15 protein-coding genes and 1 riboswitch are annotated in these 15,916 nt (G+C 46.1%); of the genes, 12 read left to right on the forward strand and 3 right to left on the reverse strand.

What is annotated here, in order from left to right; genetic code table 11:
* Window positions 1-179 precede the first annotated feature (179 nt).
* Window positions 180-1,298, forward strand: a complete 1,119-nt coding sequence (locus ACFQV5_RS01905; protein WP_379243055.1) for an SGNH/GDSL hydrolase family protein — start codon at window positions 180-182, stop codon at window positions 1,296-1,298.
* Between the two features lie 85 nt (window positions 1,299-1,383).
* Here ACFQV5_RS01905 and ACFQV5_RS01910 read toward each other — a convergent pair whose 3' ends face one another.
* Entirely contained in the window at window positions 1,384-2,361 is a 978-nt protein-coding gene (locus ACFQV5_RS01910; protein ID WP_379243057.1) for an aldo/keto reductase, read from the reverse strand.
* Between the two features lie 171 nt (window positions 2,362-2,532).
* Between ACFQV5_RS01910 and ACFQV5_RS01915 the strand changes: the two genes are divergently transcribed.
* A complete protein-coding gene (locus tag ACFQV5_RS01915; protein WP_379243059.1) occupies window positions 2,533-3,468 on the forward strand; it encodes an AraC family transcriptional regulator in 936 nt (311 codons plus the stop codon).
* A gap of 123 nt (window positions 3,469-3,591) precedes the next feature.
* On the opposite strand, the gene ACFQV5_RS01920 is transcribed toward ACFQV5_RS01915, so the two are convergent.
* Window positions 3,592-5,304: a DUF4127 family protein gene (locus ACFQV5_RS01920; protein ID WP_379243061.1), complete on the reverse strand. Its 1,713-nt coding sequence runs from the start codon at window positions 5,302-5,304 to the stop codon at window positions 3,592-3,594.
* Between the two features lie 336 nt (window positions 5,305-5,640).
* Between ACFQV5_RS01920 and ACFQV5_RS01925 the strand changes: the two genes are divergently transcribed.
* The 7 genes from ACFQV5_RS01925 (at window position 5,641) to ACFQV5_RS01955 (ending at window position 10,804) form a co-directional block, all read left to right on the forward strand.
* Window positions 5,641-5,985 (forward strand): sigma factor-like helix-turn-helix DNA-binding protein, encoded by a 345-nt coding sequence (locus ACFQV5_RS01925; protein WP_379243063.1) that lies wholly within the window; start codon window positions 5,641-5,643, stop codon window positions 5,983-5,985.
* Window positions 5,937-6,155 carry a helix-turn-helix domain-containing protein gene (locus ACFQV5_RS01930; protein ID WP_379243065.1) on the forward strand — a complete coding sequence of 73 codons (219 nt, stop codon included), beginning with the start codon at window positions 5,937-5,939 and terminating at the stop codon, window positions 6,153-6,155. Before ACFQV5_RS01925 ends, ACFQV5_RS01930 begins: the two co-directional genes overlap by 49 nt.
* A gap of 64 nt (window positions 6,156-6,219) precedes the next feature.
* Window positions 6,220-6,323: riboswitch (TPP riboswitch) on the forward strand.
* A gap of 135 nt (window positions 6,324-6,458) precedes the next feature.
* Complete coding sequence (tenA, locus tag ACFQV5_RS01935) at window positions 6,459-7,145, forward strand: thiaminase II (RefSeq protein ID WP_379243067.1); 687 nt, start codon at window positions 6,459-6,461, stop codon at window positions 7,143-7,145.
* Between the two features lie 41 nt (window positions 7,146-7,186).
* Window positions 7,187-8,032, forward strand: a complete 846-nt coding sequence (gene thiM, locus ACFQV5_RS01940) for a hydroxyethylthiazole kinase (protein WP_379243069.1) — start codon at window positions 7,187-7,189, stop codon at window positions 8,030-8,032.
* The gene (gene thiD / locus ACFQV5_RS01945; protein ID WP_379243071.1) at window positions 8,029-8,856 is read left to right on the forward strand and encodes a bifunctional hydroxymethylpyrimidine kinase/phosphomethylpyrimidine kinase; all 828 of its coding nucleotides are present in this window, start codon (window positions 8,029-8,031) and stop codon (window positions 8,854-8,856) included. Before thiM ends, thiD begins: the two co-directional genes overlap by 4 nt.
* On the forward strand, window positions 8,853-9,521 hold the full coding sequence (gene thiE, locus ACFQV5_RS01950; RefSeq protein WP_379243074.1) for a thiamine phosphate synthase: 669 nt from the start codon (window positions 8,853-8,855) through the stop codon (window positions 9,519-9,521). Before thiD ends, thiE begins: the two co-directional genes overlap by 4 nt.
* 347 nt (window positions 9,522-9,868) lie before the next feature.
* Window positions 9,869-10,804, forward strand: a complete 936-nt coding sequence (locus ACFQV5_RS01955) for a serine/threonine protein kinase (protein ID WP_379243076.1) — start codon at window positions 9,869-9,871, stop codon at window positions 10,802-10,804.
* Window positions 10,805-10,918: 114 nt separating this feature from the next.
* Here the strand turns inward: ACFQV5_RS01955 and ACFQV5_RS01960 are convergent, their stop codons facing one another.
* A complete protein-coding gene (locus ACFQV5_RS01960; RefSeq protein ID WP_379243078.1) occupies window positions 10,919-12,160 on the reverse strand; it encodes a vWA domain-containing protein in 1,242 nt (413 codons plus the stop codon).
* 445 nt (window positions 12,161-12,605) lie between these two features.
* On the opposite strand from ACFQV5_RS01960, the gene ACFQV5_RS01965 reads away from it, so the two are divergent.
* From ACFQV5_RS01965 to ACFQV5_RS01975, 3 genes are all read left to right on the forward strand, one after another.
* Window positions 12,606-14,774, forward strand: coding sequence for a transcriptional regulator (locus ACFQV5_RS01965; RefSeq protein WP_379243080.1), 2,169 nt, complete (start codon window positions 12,606-12,608; stop codon window positions 14,772-14,774).
* A 110-nt stretch (window positions 14,775-14,884) separates the two neighbouring features.
* Window positions 14,885-15,310, forward strand: a complete 426-nt coding sequence (locus ACFQV5_RS01970; RefSeq protein WP_379243082.1) for a membrane-associated protease 1 — start codon at window positions 14,885-14,887, stop codon at window positions 15,308-15,310.
* 138 nt (window positions 15,311-15,448) lie between these two features.
* Window positions 15,449-15,892, forward strand: coding sequence for a J domain-containing protein (locus tag ACFQV5_RS01975; RefSeq protein WP_379243084.1), 444 nt, complete (start codon window positions 15,449-15,451; stop codon window positions 15,890-15,892).
* The last annotated feature ends 24 nt before the right edge of the window (window positions 15,893-15,916 follow it).

The raw sequence follows: 15,916 nt of genomic DNA on the forward strand, positions 1-15,916 counted from the left end.
TTGCCGGATCAACTCTGGCGCTCTATCCCTTTTTGCTTATTCGTACCTTATCCGTACCTCGCTTGAGTATTCGATCCGGACAGACTCTATTTCTTTCAAATCCTCAGTTTACAAATGCTGGAGATGACAGTAGACTAGGTGTGCCCTATTATACCGATTATGTCTGGAGGCGAAAGGTAATGGAGAAGCAAGACCGGGAGGCCGTGTCTCCCCATCAATTGGATCCTAATATGAAGATTGAGAACGGAACAACAGATGGTCTAACGTGGTATTCCCCGCTCAAAGAGCCGTTCCGGATATCCGGGCTCGCCTGGTTTAAAGAGGAGCGTATTTACCGCAGGCTTCCGGTATCACCTAGTTATAAGATACCGACGCCCGTTGATAACTTGGCTAACTGTACGTCAGGCGGGCAAATTCATTTTCGCACCAATTCAAGAAATATTTCCGTGCGTATTCGACTAGCTGGAGGTTCCAGTATGTATCATATGCCTGCTACCGGCGAGTGCGGGATGGATGCTTATTTTGGTGGACCGGGCCATTGGTTATTTGCAGGTACTGCAAGCTTTAAGACGGGCGAACCAGAATACGAAAGCCGGTTATTTCTATGTGATAGCAGCGAATGGCGTTCTTTTATACTGAATATGCCGCTTTATAAAGGTGTGAAGGAAATAGAGATCGGACTTGATCAGGGCGCTGAGGTCTTGCCACCGGAAGCTTATGTTTCGGACAAACAAATAATTTTTTACGGTACATCGATTACACAAGGCGGATGCGCTGCGCGTCCAGGTATGTCATATACGAATATTTTAAGTCGCAGAATCCATCAAGAATTCATCAATCTTGGTTTCTCCGGGAATGGAAAAGGGGAGCCGGAGCTTGCACATCTGATTACGCAGATCGATAATCCAGCCTGCTTCATCATTGATTATGAGTCGAACAGCGGCGGTACAGAGGCGTATCGTAAGACGCTACCTGAATTTATCCGCATTCTAAGAGCAGCCTATGAGGAGGTTCCTATCATCCTCGTCTCCAGATTCCCTTATGCAGCGGAAGCGTATAAGCCAGAGCTTCTTCAAGGAAGGCTTGAGCGTCGAGATTTCCAGTCTGATCTGATCCAGAAGCTGACGGAGGCGGGAGATCACCGACTTACCTTCGTGGATGGAGCAAGTCTGATGAGCAGCCGAACCGATGAGGCGACGGTAGATGGCGTTCACCCGACGGATTTTGGCTTCATGCAGATGGCTGATAATCTGGAGCCAGTGTTAAGACAGGTTCTTGCTAGTGTGGAGAACGATTAAGTTTCTAAATAAAAAGATGACTTCCGGCTAATAAACCAGGAGTCATCTTTCTTTAATAGAAGATACATTATGCCGATCTGAAACATTAATCCAGGCGATAGCTGGCAAACGGTTTTCCGTAAATAAAGGATTCGCTAGCCTCATCGAGTTTCTTGTTAAGCTCCTCACTAATCTGAATATCGAGGCTCTTTATATTTTCCTCCAGTTGTTCAGGACGTGTAGCTCCAACGATAACCGTGGAGACCGCTGGACGGTTCATAAGCCAGGATATCGAGAGGGTGCTCGAAGAATACCCGTGCTCTTCTGCAAGCCGGCTAACCCGTTGTCCAAGTTCAGTGTTTCTAGGCTCAAGAAAACGATTGAAGTTCGGATCGGTTTCTGCTCTGGAACCGGAAGGTGGTGCACTGGTGTTGCTGTTGTATTTTCCAGTCAGAATCCCGCCTGCGAGTGGGAAATAAGGAATAATGCCAATACCTTGATCCAGACACATGGGAACAAGCTCAAGCTCAGGAGTGCGATCCGCCAAGGAGTAACTGGTCTGTATGGATGTATAGCGCATATAACCTTTAATGTCGCTGATTCCGAGTGCTTTCATGAATTCCCACGCAGCGTAGTTCGAGGCACCGATATACCTTACCTTTCCTGAAGCAACCATATCATCGAGCGTTCGAAGCGTTTCATCAAGTGGTGTATTCGGATCAAATGTATGGATTTGATACAGATCTACGTAATCGGTCTTCAGCCGCTTTAGGCTTTTGTCCAGCTCTTGCATAAGATGATGACGAGATGATCCGCGTTCATTCGCTCCGGTTCCTGTCGGTAGACCCGCCTTTGTTGCCAAGATAGCTTCATGACGTCTGCCGATCAAAGCTTCCCCGATGATCCGTTCCGACTCTGTATTCGCGTAAATATTAGCTGTATCGATGAAATTAATGCCTCGATCTAGCGCAGTATGGAGAATTCGAGTGGAAGTTTCCTGATCGGCCCTTTTGCCAAACGCATTCGTTCCGAGTCCTAATTGAGAGACTTGAAGTCCACTATGTCCTAGACGGCGATATTGCATGTCATCCACTCCTTTTTTTCTATATGATAACAGTATTCTAAATTCGGTACCAATTAGATGCATGGTTCGGTGGTTCTCCATATTCAGCTCTTCCAAAATACAGGAGTTTGGAGTTATGATTCTATTTAAATCCCAACTTCCCACAATAAAATTGAAAAGGAATAGCATAAGATGAACAATGAATACTTGAATAGAATCCAGGCCAGTGTTCAGTATATCCAGGACAATAGCTCTGAGAGAATTACACTGGACGAGCTGGCGGAACATTCTCATTTCTCAAAGTTTCATTTCAGCAGGATATTTACTTCGATTATCGGTATTACTCCCATTGCTTATGTGAATAAGGTACGTCTGCACAACGCGCTATCCTACCTAATCAATACTGACCGAAAGATTCTTGATATATCACAGCTGTGCGGCTTTGAGTCGGTAGCCACCTTCAACTCTGCCTTCAAGAAGCATTTCAATAAAACGCCGAGTGAAGTGAGAGGGAGCGATAGGGGCAAGAATAGCAATAACTTATTGATCCTGGGCAATATGCAAGAAGAGTTATCCATTCCTCCGAAGTATGATGAATACAGAAGGCCTAATACATTTTTGAGGAGGATTTGGGATATGAACGTTTCACTTAAGGAACTTCCATCGTATGAGGTCGCCTATGTCAGGCACATAGGCAGCTACTTGGACACCCACATGGCATGGAACACTTTAGGCGTGTGGGCAAGCACGCATGGGCTGACACCCATGAGTCAGTATTTTATAGGCATTTCATTGGATGACCCTGAGACGGTCAATGAAGCTGAATGTCGTTATGATGCTTGTGTAACGCTGCCTGAAGGCTTTGACAAGAGTGATGATAGCGTCGTTCAGTTTAAGACTGTGCAAGGTGGGAAGTATGCGTCGTATCAGTTCTATGATAAGGTCGACAAGCTTGCCCTCGCATACCAGAGTCTATTCGGCAACTGGCTGCCGGACAGTGGTTATGATGTCGATGACAGACCTTGCCTTGAATTTGTCATGAATGATCCCAGCCAGGATGCAGAAGGAAAATGCAAGGTGGATTTATACATTCCAATCCGGAGTAGACTGGTAGAAGTGAAAGGGTAGACGATAGATATCCAAGCAGTTTATGAGCCTTTTCTTGCAGTGCGCGACCGAAAGCATAAAACAGCGATGCCCCTGTAACCGGAGGATCGCTGTTTTGTTTTGATTTTTTGAAATGGAATCGTATTAGGACAATGTAACGCTAGGATTCAAGGTAATCTCGAATGCTCGGTGCCAAATGTAGCTGGGATTCTCATATGCCAGATCTACACTTTTATATTTTGCATATCCCCACTTCGATTTTTTTATTTGACGAATATCGGAGGAAGCAGAAGATTGGCCGATCTGAAAAGCATTTGTAGCAGCAAGAGCAGCGGTATGCATCTGCATCTGTTCGTGCAAGATATCGATCAGATGACGGTAGTCACTCTCGGAATTAAACAGAAGCATATGGCCGTCCGCATAAGGAATATTCGTATATAGCGCATGGGCTCTGGAGTACTGTCTAATCTCTTTAATAGCCAAAGATTTATAATAGTAGTCTTTAAGGAAACGTTTGAACAAAAGTGACCCGTGCGAGTTTACGGCTTTATCAAGGGCAGGTGAACGCTTTTCTGTGATAAGAAATGCATACCGTGCTTGCGCCATACCGAGTGCAATACCGATCTTATTCCCGGCTGTATTCCATCCGCTGTACCCGAGAATTTGTCCTGTATATGGGCTGCTAAGCAGCCCTTCGGTGACGACCGCATTCGCCGCGCCTCCCCCAACAAAATCAATGACGACCGTTGGAATTTGGTTCAATCCATTAGCCTCAATCCGGCTTACGGCACTCGGTACTTCAGAAGTCTCCGTAATCGCAATGATCTCTACATCCACTTCTGCATCTGGGGAGCTAGTAACGAGCTGACCGCCAATAATATCAACGTGGTGCAGGATATTCTGGTGTACACTCATGTACTCATAGGGATTGATAATGGTTGAACCGTCTCGGCCAAAATAATGTACCGAATACCTCGTTTTGTCCTCCACATGTAGTAATTGATTTGCCATTCTAGCCAAGAGGGATTGTCCCAGGCCATCCGCGTCAGGAAGTATAATTGCACGTTCAGGACTTTGGCCATTCTCGCCGCCTAGTGAGGCTGTAATAAAACCCTCAATATAATCGATTTCGTTGGCTTGTACACCTTGAGTAGAGGAGTCATCAACACCGATGGCAAGGAAATCAATATAACCTAACCGGGCGAGGCGATCCAGAATGTATACATTCGATTTGAATTTATGCCTGCGAGCGTCATAATAAAGCTCTTTGTTAAAGGTGACCGTCTCCTCGTAAGGGGTACCATCCGGTTTCGTGTCATAGCCATTTAGAATTTCACTGAACTCAGACACACTCTTTCTTGGTTGTTTCATGAAGGCGCGGGACTCGTCGTAAGCATTCTGGAACACATTCTCGACGTATGTCGTGGTTGCGAGCCGCATAATGGTATCCAGTACATAAATCGGCTTACGTGGATAAGCTTTCTTCACCAGTCTAATGGTGTCCAGTAAATGCGTCGTTGCAGGATCATAGTCCGGGTATTCAGAGCCTCCGTTCGTACGCAGTCTTCTGCTCCCAATCAGTCCGCCATAAGCGAGCATGTCCACAGAGATAATGAAACCATCGACACCTGCAGCGTGATCGAGAATAAACTTGCGAATGTTCGAGGTGTTACCGAAGGTGGGTGACGACGTGGTCAAAAGGGTGTTATCAGAAGAAGTCTTTTCGGAATCCATTCGATTCTTGATATCGTCAATGCATGGTGTAATAACCTCGATTCCAGCGGATCTTCCTTGAACAATCACATCATCCAGGTTCACCGGTCGATCATCTAAAGGTACATACAGAACTTTTTTCATATCCATACAACTCCCTTATTTATTAATTTAGATAGGCCGTATACAAAAGGGAAGTGAAGAAATCGAGATGAACCTCTTCCCAAGTCCATTTCGTTTCTTTATTGTTAGGTGCCTTCACCTATATAGGTAATTGTTACATAGATAATACAACCACTGAAATAAAATTTTTAAAAAAAAGAATTTATTCATATAGTGCACTCCACACGATCACAGAAAATTTGAAATTCATTATTCCAAACCACATAAAAAGTGGTATTATGGAAAATAATCAGAACATACGTTCTTGTTTTTGTTTGAATTCTACGAGGAACTATACAGAATGGAGTGGATGAAGAAATGAACACAGAACAGACCGCTTTCGAGCGTGTTCAAGGAGAAGTTCACCGGATTGGCTGGAGAATTCAGTATCGTGCCAAGACGTTGAAGAGACGGGAGCATTCCTTCTATGATATGGAACATTACCATAGGGGAGTGAATTTCACAGACCACACCGATAACAGAATGATGGTTGAGCAGCTGATGAATACACTCCCGCCTCAGGGTAAGCTGGTTATTCATAAATTGTACATACAGGATCAGACGGAGTCAGAGGTTGCACGCGAACTCAATATCAGCCAACAGGCGGTGAATCGATGGAAACGAAGAATGATCAGGCAATTGTCACAGACCGTGAATTTATAGCATTGCTGCATGCAGCGCAGAAGAACGATCCGGAAGCGATGCTACAGCTTATCGATTTATTTAAGGAGGATATTATGAGAGCCAGTCAATATATCCAGTTGCCGCAAGAGGATGCGGTAGCGGAAATTGTGGTGGAGCTTTTGGAGTTTATTAAAGGAAGAGAGGAATAGATTAAGAGATTTCTATGTTTGACATATTTTCCAATCCTGTGTACAGTATTTGTCAATAGAATAGAAAGTCCACTAGGGGAGCCGTCAGCGGCTGAGACAAGAGCGTATCTTGGACCCTTTGAACCTGATCTAGTTCATACTAGCGTAGGAAAGTGGAGTCGGTCATATGGTCATCATGCGTTCCGTGCATTGGTAGATATGATGAAGCCGCTCCAGCTTTCGGGGCGGCTTTTTTTGCGTGCTCTGAAAGGTGCTAATCTTACGGGACTTTCTGCTCTTCATTATGTTGGAGGTGGAAAAAGGATGAGCTTTACACAAGAGCTTCGTCAGCAGGCGGATGGTATTTTTCAGGCGATATTTGAACATCCCTTCGTAAGAGGCATTGCCGAAGGGAAACTTACGAAGGACCAGCTGATTCATTATATCAAGCAGGATTATGAGTACTTGAATGCTTATATGCGGATATATGGGATTGCGATTTCCAAGTGTACAACACGGGAAGAGATCGCGGTATTTAATGAACAGATTTCTTTTATTCTGCACAGCGAGGTGCACCCGCATCAGAATTTTTGCCATGCAGCAGGGGTGATCTATGAGGATATGCAGGGGTATCCGCTGGCTCCGTCGGCGCATCATTATATCCGGCATATGTTGACGGTTGCCCATGAAGGCAGTCTTGGTGAGATTATGGCGGTGCTGCTGCCTTGTCCTTGGACGTATTTGGAGATCGGGCAAAAGCTGATGAAGGAAGTCGCACCGGATGAGTCCCATCCGTTCTATGAATGGATACATTTTTACGGAAACCGGGCTGAGGATGCAGCGGTCAAGTTTCGTGAAGAAGTAGACGCTTGGGCAGCAGCGGCAACGGTTGCTGAACGAGAGCGAATGACCGAGCATTTCATGCTTAGCTGCCAGCTGGAGTATCTGTTCTGGGACATGGCTTACCGTCAGGAAGAGTGGCCGGTTCAGATGCAGGCTGTAGCTCTGTGATAATACTGAAATAACTAATAATGAGAAAGAGGTTGATAGGTATGAGTATGATGCTAGATCACGAGATTTCTGAATTATTAGGTAAGGTGCAGCATAACAAACCGCTTGTACATAATATGACGAATGTTGTGGTGACCAATTTTACGGCGAATGGTCTTTATGCGCTAGGAGCATCGCCTGTTATGGCATACTCCCCCGATGAAGTTGCTGACATGGCGAAGATCGCAGGAGCGCTGGTTCTGAACATCGGAACGCTGTCTCGTGAATTGGTGGATGCGATGATCCTTGCAGGCCATTCGGCGAATACTCATGGTGTACCGGTGCTGCTTGACCCTGTAGGAGCAGGTGCTACGGCGTTTCGGACCGAATCAGCGCTGCGGATTTTGAAAGAGGTGGACATTACCCTTGTGCGGGGGAATGCAGCTGAAGTTGCCCATCTCGTCGGAGAAGCACGGGAGATCAAAGGCGTGGATGCTGGGGACAGTGCGGGTGAAAGTCATGTGGACCTGGCAATTCGGGCAGCACGGGAGCTGGAGACGACGGTCGTTATTACTGGGGAAGAGGATGTTATCACCGATGGCACCATGGTACGGGTAATAAGCGGTGGACACGAGCTGCTTACAAAAGTAACCGGAGCGGGCTGTTTGCTGACCTCGGTATTAGGGGCTTTTGTCGCCATCGAACGGGACTTGATGCTCGCAGGCGCGGCAGGGCTTGCCTTTTATGGAGCGGCAGCTTCTCGGGCTGCAGAGCGTACATCGGATGTTGGGCCCGGAAGCTTTCAAATCGCTTTTCTAGATGAGCTTGCTAAGTTACACAAGGATTCACTTGCAGGATATGCCGCTATCCGGGAAGTGGACGCAGCCCTTACAGGTGATAGACGATGAGCGTTACTTCTGTTCCTAGAGCGCTAACGATTGCCGGTTCGGATAGCGGCGGCGGAGCTGGTATTCAGGCGGATCTCAAAACCTTCCAAGAGCTTGATGTATATGGAATGTCGGCCATTACTGCGGTAACGGTTCAGAATACCTTGGGTGTTCACGGCGTATATCCGCTCCCCTCAAGTGCAGCAGCGGAGCAGATCGAAGCGGTAGGATCGGACATTGGGGTAAATGCGTTGAAGATAGGAATGCTGTTTAGCCCAGATATCATCCGCACCGTGGCAGAACAGATTCGGAGGTATGACTGGGATCAGGTTGTTGTCGACCCGGTGATGATTGCCAAAGGCGGTGCAGAGCTGCTGCGGACAGAAGCAGTACAGGCGCTGAAGTCGGAACTGCTTCCCTTGGCGCTGGTCGTTACACCGAATATTCCGGAAGCGGAAGTGTTAGCCGGGATGAATATTCGTTCGATGCAGGATCGCCGCGAAGCTGCGAGATGTATTCATGATTTGGGTGCAAAGATAGTGGTAATCAAGGGTGGTCATGCCATGGATATGGAGGATGAGGTCATTGACCTCATCTATGATGGCACCATGTTTACGGAGTTAACGGGCAAGTGGGTCAAGACGGTTCATACCCATGGAACAGGATGCACCTTCTCCGCTGCCATTACCGCAGAATTAGCGAAGGGGATGTCTCCCATGGAAGCCATTACGAGTGGCAGGGCGTTCATTCAAGCGGCGATTGAGGATGGACTGAATCTTGGGCAGGGTCATGGTCCAACGAACCATTTTGCTTATCGTCGCCGTCATCAGGAGGTACACTCATGAGTGGGAGGATTCTACCTGCCGAGATGCGAGAGTATCTTCGGATGTATTTGGTGATGGGAAGTGTGAACTGTTCGGTAGGACCAGAGCAGGTATTAACTGAGGCTTTGGCTGGCGGCGTGACGATATTTCAATTCCGTGAGAAGGGGAATGGCGCTTTGGGCGGTGAATCGCTGATTGCACTCGCCCGCAGGCTTAAAGAATATTGCCGTAAGTCTGGTGTGCCGTTTATCGTAAATGATGATGTGGAATTAGCGCTGGCACTGGACGCAGATGGCGTACATATCGGCCAGGATGATGAATCGGCTGAGTCTGTCCGTAAGCGGATCGGCGACCGGATTCTTGGCGTTTCCGCACATACGGTTGAAGATGCCCGCCTGGCCATCCTTCATGGCGCGGATTATTTAGGGGTAGGGCCAATCTACCCGACCATCTCCAAGGCCGATGCCAAGGATGCACGAGGCCCCGCGATTGTACGTGAGATGCGAGAAGCTGGCATCGATCTGCCGATCGTGGGGATCGGCGGTATTACGGAAGAGCGCTCGGAAGAAGTGATCCGCGCAGGTGCGGATGGCGTGGCCGTCATATCCGCGGTGACGCAGGCTGAGCAGGTAAGAGCTGCGGTAGAGAGGATTAAGGAGAAGGTTGTTCAGGTGCTGCAGCACTAGGGTCTGTTCTAAACACTCGATGGTAACTTCTCGTTTTTTTTGAATTCCAGTAGCTTTTGATGTCGTACTATTGATCTTTTAGTTGTTCTGTTTCTTCGATATCGGGAACCGCTCCTTCTTAGATAGTGCTTTGGCCCTACCAATCTAAAAGAATAGCGGTTTCTTTTTGTTATTTATTTTTTGGCTGAACATGCACGATGCAGCGATGGGAGGAATGATTCGTACCCGTAGCGTCTGACAATAGTAAAAAGTAAAGAAGACATCATCTCGGAAGATTGCAGATCTTAAATTATCTTGATTTCACTTTAACTCCTATATCTGGAAATCGATTATACTATAAGAAACAGATGCGAGTGAAGGGAGCAGACAACGGCATGATTCCTGAAAAGGACGGGCCATACCTGGAAACTAAAACGGTGCTTGGCAGTAGGTACAGGGTTCACCGACCTATCGCACAGAGCGAATTGTCTGTAGTGTATACAGGCCGATATCTAACAGGCGAAGCCGTGATTATCAAAGAGTTCTACCCGCGAGCTCTGGTTCTACGTGACTTGGATCGGAAAACTGTACTTTGTCGAAAACCTTCGGTTCATGACAAATTCGCTAAACTGCGGGAAGCATTTGAACGGGAAGCGCATATTCTGAAATCCCTCAAGCACCCTTCCATTGTTCGATGTTATGAACATTTTGAAGAGAACGGGACTTACTATACGGTATTAGAATACTGCAGAGGCAGGAGCCTGGAGCGTGTACTACGAAAGAGGAAACCGGATGTAGAACTATTCTTAAGCAAGACTGCACTACCTCTAATAAGCGGGATACAACACTTGCACCGTGAGGGATGGATTCATCGGGATATCAAGCCGGCGAACATTATGATTCTCAGTGATGGAGGAATCAAGCTGATCGACTTTGGCTCTGCTGTAGCCTTGGAGAGGGAAGAGGAGCGCGGTATCGTGACATCTGCACATTATTCCCCTCTAGAGCTGTACTCCAAGGACTCCAGGCAAGGTACCTTCTCGGATGTATATAGTCTGTGCGCAACGTTATATGCTTCCTTAGCAGGTAAGCCCCCCGCAGATATTCGTGAACGTCTAATCAATGACTCTCTGATCCCACTGCAAGAGCATGCTCCAGCGATAAGCGCTTTTCTAGCTGGGCGGATCCAGGCAGGACTATCGATTGATCGCAAGCGTCCGACCCTGGCCATGTTAAAAGCAGCCGTACATATCGAGCGTTATCGCGTTAGCCGTCGGCAGAAGAGTATTACAGCCAAAGTGTAATATCAACTATTGGTACCGCGTAATCACCTTCATCTTGGTTTAAAGCTCAAGGCGGTAGATAGCAATCATTCATCGAAGTGTGAAAAAAACTCAAACAAGCAAATAAGCCGGCAATTATGCCGGCTTATTTGCTTGTTCCTCGATATGGTCTTCAGAGTCTTGAAGGTTATATTCCTTACTCACAGATGGAAGAGGGACAATGAAACTTTTATAAGTCAATACCAGCTCGGTACGTCCGTCTTCAAAAGTAATATATAGTTGCTCTCGGTTATGAAGGATGACGCTTCGACCTTTCGGCAGTACCTTGCCGTTCTTAATTAGCACACAACGTCTGGCGCCTGTTATCTTCAAACTTCCATTTCTGCCTGGTCTGATCCGAATATCCGAAGCCTCTGGAAGAGATTCGTGTACATCCAGAAAATGAAATAGTTGCTGAAGTGTTAGGTGCTGATATCCCCTGACTCCTCTAAGCAGCCAGTTCTTTACTGCGGGTCTGCTACCACTAGCGGTACGGAGAAATACGCCCTCCAGACTGCCGTTAAAAGAACGTTTTCCCGTCATTACATATGCCCATGCCCCTCCAATAATCACGGCTGCAGCTAGTAGAGATAGCATGAAAGGCAGTGATGGACCACTATTTCCGGCCCCAGTCTCACTCAGAAGAAGCTCGGAGGTATGCAGTGCGTCTGACAGCTGTCCTGCGTTTAAGTACAGACCGCCCGTTTCACTCGCTATCCATTCTAAACGTGATAGTTTCACATTGTTAGTGGTATGAATGGCAACGGTATCGATTCGAATACCAAGATTCTTGGCGTCCTTAATGACTTCTTCCAACTTTAATAAATGCTCCGAAGTTAATTCCCCTTCGCGATAATCTATACCGCCGTCAGATAGAAGTATAATTCTATTAATTTTTGATTCCTTCTCGGTTCCCGATGTGCTTATGGAACGCAGACCTTCTTCCAATCCCATGATGAGATTTGAGAATCCGGTATTCTTCGTATCTGCTATTCTCTGCAGCAGAGCGGTTCGTTCATCGGAAGAAAGAATCGCAGGAGCGTTGGAATGAATAATCGTATCCTGATAGGCGATATAGCCGATAGAAGCCTCAGAAGCTGATTGACTGTACAGATGAATAATTTCGCCTGCTGTGCTCATCCCGCCGTTCCGATTCATCGAATAGCTGACATCCTGCACAAAAATTGCGGATTTAGTAGAGAGATTCGAAGTAGGTCCATCTGACTGGGAAGCTGCAGAAACCTCAGTCTGGTTGAGCGTGAATGATATGAACAAGGTAAAGGCAATCACCCGGATCAAATAAAGACGTACGTTCCGAACAGGGACAACGTTATGCATGACAACAATACTTCCTCTCTTTAGTCACTAGAGTTCTCATCATAAAGAAGGTACACCCGCACTGATAGTCTTAGATAAAATTACCTGTTAATCATAAGCATTTCAAGTAAAACCCTTCGACAATATATGCGAAAAAAAGATATCAAATCACGCAAAAAAAGGTAGATTTTTACTACCCTTGTATGGATTTATGAAATTCTGAGGAAAAAAACATGAGTTTATTTGTAGAAGTTCTTCCAATTATGAGGAAAATTAACTTTTAATATAAATTATTAAATTAAAAACGGGTCTTAAGTCTTGCCATATGATAAAAAAGACATGTTTTCCTTCATTTGACAAAAATTCAATATGATACTTAATATAGTTCTTGATTCATCTGATGTGAACGGAGTACTAGATGAGAGGAGGAAGTTGTCGGGAATCACATTTTCGATAACTGCAGATCATGGACATTATCAATCAGACCAATCGCACGATGTTGTTCGAGGAGATTAATCCGGAGGTGTTGGATCTACTTACTTTAGTAGGCGATGTCCGAGATATCGACAGCCTTAGCGATGACACAATCAAAGAAATCAACAAACATTTACTAGTCAAGAATTTCGATGAGTTTTTAAACAAGTTTTCACCAACGGTCTACTCCTTTTATAATGCAGCGAACCAGAAGGTTGTCTACACGCTCAAAAAGCCGGAGGGGATTCCCGCCGAAGCCATTTCGGAGATTCAGATTAATCAGGATAACGACTTCCTGAAAATGCTGTTTACCCTGATCGACACGAAAAAAAGCCAAGGTATGACCAATGTAGACTTCAAGTTTGAAAATCTGCTGGACATGATTTCGCCTAAGAAAGTCATGGATGACATTAGGCAGGTGCGCAAGGAAATTCATTTCCTGCACAGCCAGTATGATTCGCTGGATGAAGGAGATCCGAAAAAGCTGGAGCTTGGTGATAAGCTCAACTATATGTTTGAGGATGCAAGCCGGAATTACAATAACGTCATGGCGATGCTGCCGCTTGCCATTGAAGATATCAAGACCAGACTTCTTCTTGGCAGTGCGCAAGAGGATCAGAAGGCCGAAGCTTTCCAGATTGGAATGCTGTCGATCGGAGACAACGGAGAACTGAAAATCTTAGAAGCGCCTAAGAGTGACAGCACAGAGTTGGCGCTTTTGGAAGATTCGACAAGCGGTGAACTGGCCGAAGTATTCGGCGAGGATTATGACGCGGTGACGGAATCACCGTCAGCATACGTTAAAGACCTCGTTGTAAGAACATTTTGTCCGCTTCCAGCGGTTAGAGATGACATTAATATCGATACTGAGGTCAGCAATTATAATACATATCTTGAGTTTTACAAGAATGCGAAGGACGATTTCGTTAAGACCGTAAAACCTTTGGTTGAAAAAATGATCGGCGTCAAAATGTTCTTTGATCAGTACGCGACTAAAAACCGCGGTATGCAGCCGGCTCTGCTCGTTACGAATACGAAGCTGGATATGCTGGTCAAGAGCAGCAACATCAGCCGCCTTGAGGCCTATCTCAATACGGTAAATTCCAAGAACGATTTCTCGGATACCGTATGGTTTGGAATTGTACCGTCAATCGAGATGGACTCGCAAGGAAGAGCAAGAATCAGTCGTGAACGGTTCCGGGGCAGTGAACGTACCTCTCGTTTGGAAGGTAACACGATGGAATCTCTCTCAATGCTGCTAGATACCATTAAACGCTATAAGGTTCAGGTGTTCTTCAGTTTCCAATCTGGTGAAGAAACGACCTTTAACAACTTGTCAACGACAGGAGTGGATAAGTATATCGATAAGTGCGCTGTTCTCACACGTAAGGAATACAGTGAATATGCGATCCCATGCCTTCCGAATTTTACAGTCATTCCGAAGGATAAATCCGGAGTTGTCATCGATAGCCGTATGCTTCAAACAGAATACGGTGTCATGCTGTCAAAGGAAAAGGAAGACATCTTGAAGCTGTGGATTGAAGGTGTGTATATCGGCGCGGCATATGTGGCGGCCGGTATTGCTGCTGCTTGTCAGTGTCCTGAATATTTACGGGAGAACTTTAAAAATGTAAGCCGTGAATATCCTGGTGTTCGTTTTGACATCGAAGCTGGAGATAACAGTCTTCGAGCCGTAACGACAATGGCCAAGGAAATATCCGGGTTCACGAATAACATCAAGGATTCGATTAACCGCCGTAATTTCGGTTTTGTGTTCTCCTCGGAAAATGCGAAGCTGCAAGATAAGGATATTAGACGGATTACGGTATACAAGGCGAGAAGCCTTGCCTCATCGGAAGACGGTTATGATTCGATGTACAAGACTCTGGTCAGTACGTATATCGAACGGATGCTTCGTTTTCAGACCGGTGACTTCAAATATGAGAATATCGTACGCTTCTTCAGCAACAATCCAAGCAGCCAAAAGAGCCGCTGGATGACAAGCCGCGGATTTGTTAATTCAATTCTACAAGAAGGAGACGATATGAATTTCACGATTGATGAAAAGACCAATCTGTGCCATATCGACCTGGCTTATAACGGCAATGTCAAGAACCTGGAAGTGACGATTACGAAAGCAACCTCAGCTGCAAGAGTTTAGATCGAAGATCAGGGAAGGAAGCTCCGGGCCGGTTTGCCGGAACACCTTAAGTTAGGTGAGGGGGACCGGCCCGGAGACTAATTCATTTTAAAATTTTAGGAGGAATGAGAATGGGATTCAGATTGAAAGTAGAAGGCGCAGAAACGATTGAGCTTGGACTCGACAACATCAAGACGGTGAAGTATGACACAGACACACCGGACGATTCCAACGCTAGATCTACAGATGTTGGTGCAACACTGATCATCACAGGGAAAATTATCACAGCGGTTGACGGCGAAGCAGCTGACGACACTCTTAAGCTCGCGACTTGGTCGCTTATACCAGCAGAGAAAGCTGACTGCTATCGTAAGGTTACGCTGGAAGTTATCGCAGCGGATCAAGTGGTCCGGAAGGTGCATTTCCCGAATGCCTTTGTTGTAGATTACAACGAAACTTTCGGTGACACAGAAGGCGTAGGTACTTTCAGCGTTCTGATCAAGCAAAAGAAAGACAAAACCGAGCTTGCCAAAATCGAAGGCGGTTACGCAATTTAGTACATACATCCGGGTGTCCTTCAGTAATTATGCAGCATGTTAAGAGGCCTTTACGGCCTCTTAATTCCATATTTGCTTACGGCGCTGACACGAAGCGTGACATACAGAAATGAATCAAAGCATAAGGGTGAGAGCAATTTGAATTATTATCAAATCTTGGGTGTTGAACATACGGCCGAACGTCAGGAAATAAGAGAAGCATATCGCAGGCTTGCGAAGAAACATCATCCGGATGTCAATCAGAACAACCCGGAGGCCTCCCAGATGTTTCAGAAGGTGCATGAAGCCTATCGGATCTTATCGGATGAACGTTTACGCGTCGACTACGATAGGACATCCGGAGTCAGCGGCGGAAGTGATGATAGCAGCACAAAGTTCACTTCAGCCCGAACCGAACAGGGCTCAGGTATGGGAAAAGCTGCGTTTGATCCTTCGAATCCGGGAGGGCACTTTGAGACGTTTTTTGGGTTTAACCCGAAACAAGGTGCCGACGGAATGAAGAAACGAAAAGACACTTCAGCTGATGGGCCGATTGATATCGGAAAAACATTTGAGAGTTTCTTTGGACGCCGCAAAAGCTGATCTTTATGATCTGCTAGAGCATAA

The sequence above is a fragment of the Paenibacillus sp. GCM10028914 genome, from assembly GCF_042666275.1.
In the GTDB taxonomy this organism is placed as follows: Bacteria; Bacillota; Bacilli; order Paenibacillales; family Paenibacillaceae; genus Paenibacillus_AQ.

Coding starts and splice junctions, on each gene's coding strand:
- ACFQV5_RS01905 (WP_379243055.1), top strand. CDS start 180: ATGGAGAAGCAAGACCGGGAGGCCGTGTCTCCCCATCAATTGGATCCT.
- ACFQV5_RS01910 (WP_379243057.1), bottom strand. CDS start 2,361: ATGCAATATCGCCGTCTAGGACATAGTGGACTTCAAGTCTCTCAATTA.
- ACFQV5_RS01915 (WP_379243059.1), top strand. CDS start 2,533: ATGAACAATGAATACTTGAATAGAATCCAGGCCAGTGTTCAGTATATC.
- ACFQV5_RS01920 (WP_379243061.1), bottom strand. CDS start 5,304: ATGAAAAAAGTTCTGTATGTACCTTTAGATGATCGACCGGTGAACCTG.
- ACFQV5_RS01925 (WP_379243063.1), top strand. CDS start 5,641: ATGAACACAGAACAGACCGCTTTCGAGCGTGTTCAAGGAGAAGTTCAC.
- ACFQV5_RS01930 (WP_379243065.1), top strand. CDS start 5,937: ATGGAAACGAAGAATGATCAGGCAATTGTCACAGACCGTGAATTTATA.
- tenA (WP_379243067.1), top strand. CDS start 6,459: ATGAGCTTTACACAAGAGCTTCGTCAGCAGGCGGATGGTATTTTTCAG.
- thiM (WP_379243069.1), top strand. CDS start 7,187: ATGAGTATGATGCTAGATCACGAGATTTCTGAATTATTAGGTAAGGTG.
- thiD (WP_379243071.1), top strand. CDS start 8,029: ATGAGCGTTACTTCTGTTCCTAGAGCGCTAACGATTGCCGGTTCGGAT.
- thiE (WP_379243074.1), top strand. CDS start 8,853: ATGAGTGGGAGGATTCTACCTGCCGAGATGCGAGAGTATCTTCGGATG.
- ACFQV5_RS01955 (WP_379243076.1), top strand. CDS start 9,869: ATGCGAGTGAAGGGAGCAGACAACGGCATGATTCCTGAAAAGGACGGG.
- ACFQV5_RS01960 (WP_379243078.1), bottom strand. CDS start 12,160: ATGCATAACGTTGTCCCTGTTCGGAACGTACGTCTTTATTTGATCCGG.
- ACFQV5_RS01965 (WP_379243080.1), top strand. CDS start 12,606: ATGGACATTATCAATCAGACCAATCGCACGATGTTGTTCGAGGAGATT.
- ACFQV5_RS01970 (WP_379243082.1), top strand. CDS start 14,885: ATGGGATTCAGATTGAAAGTAGAAGGCGCAGAAACGATTGAGCTTGGA.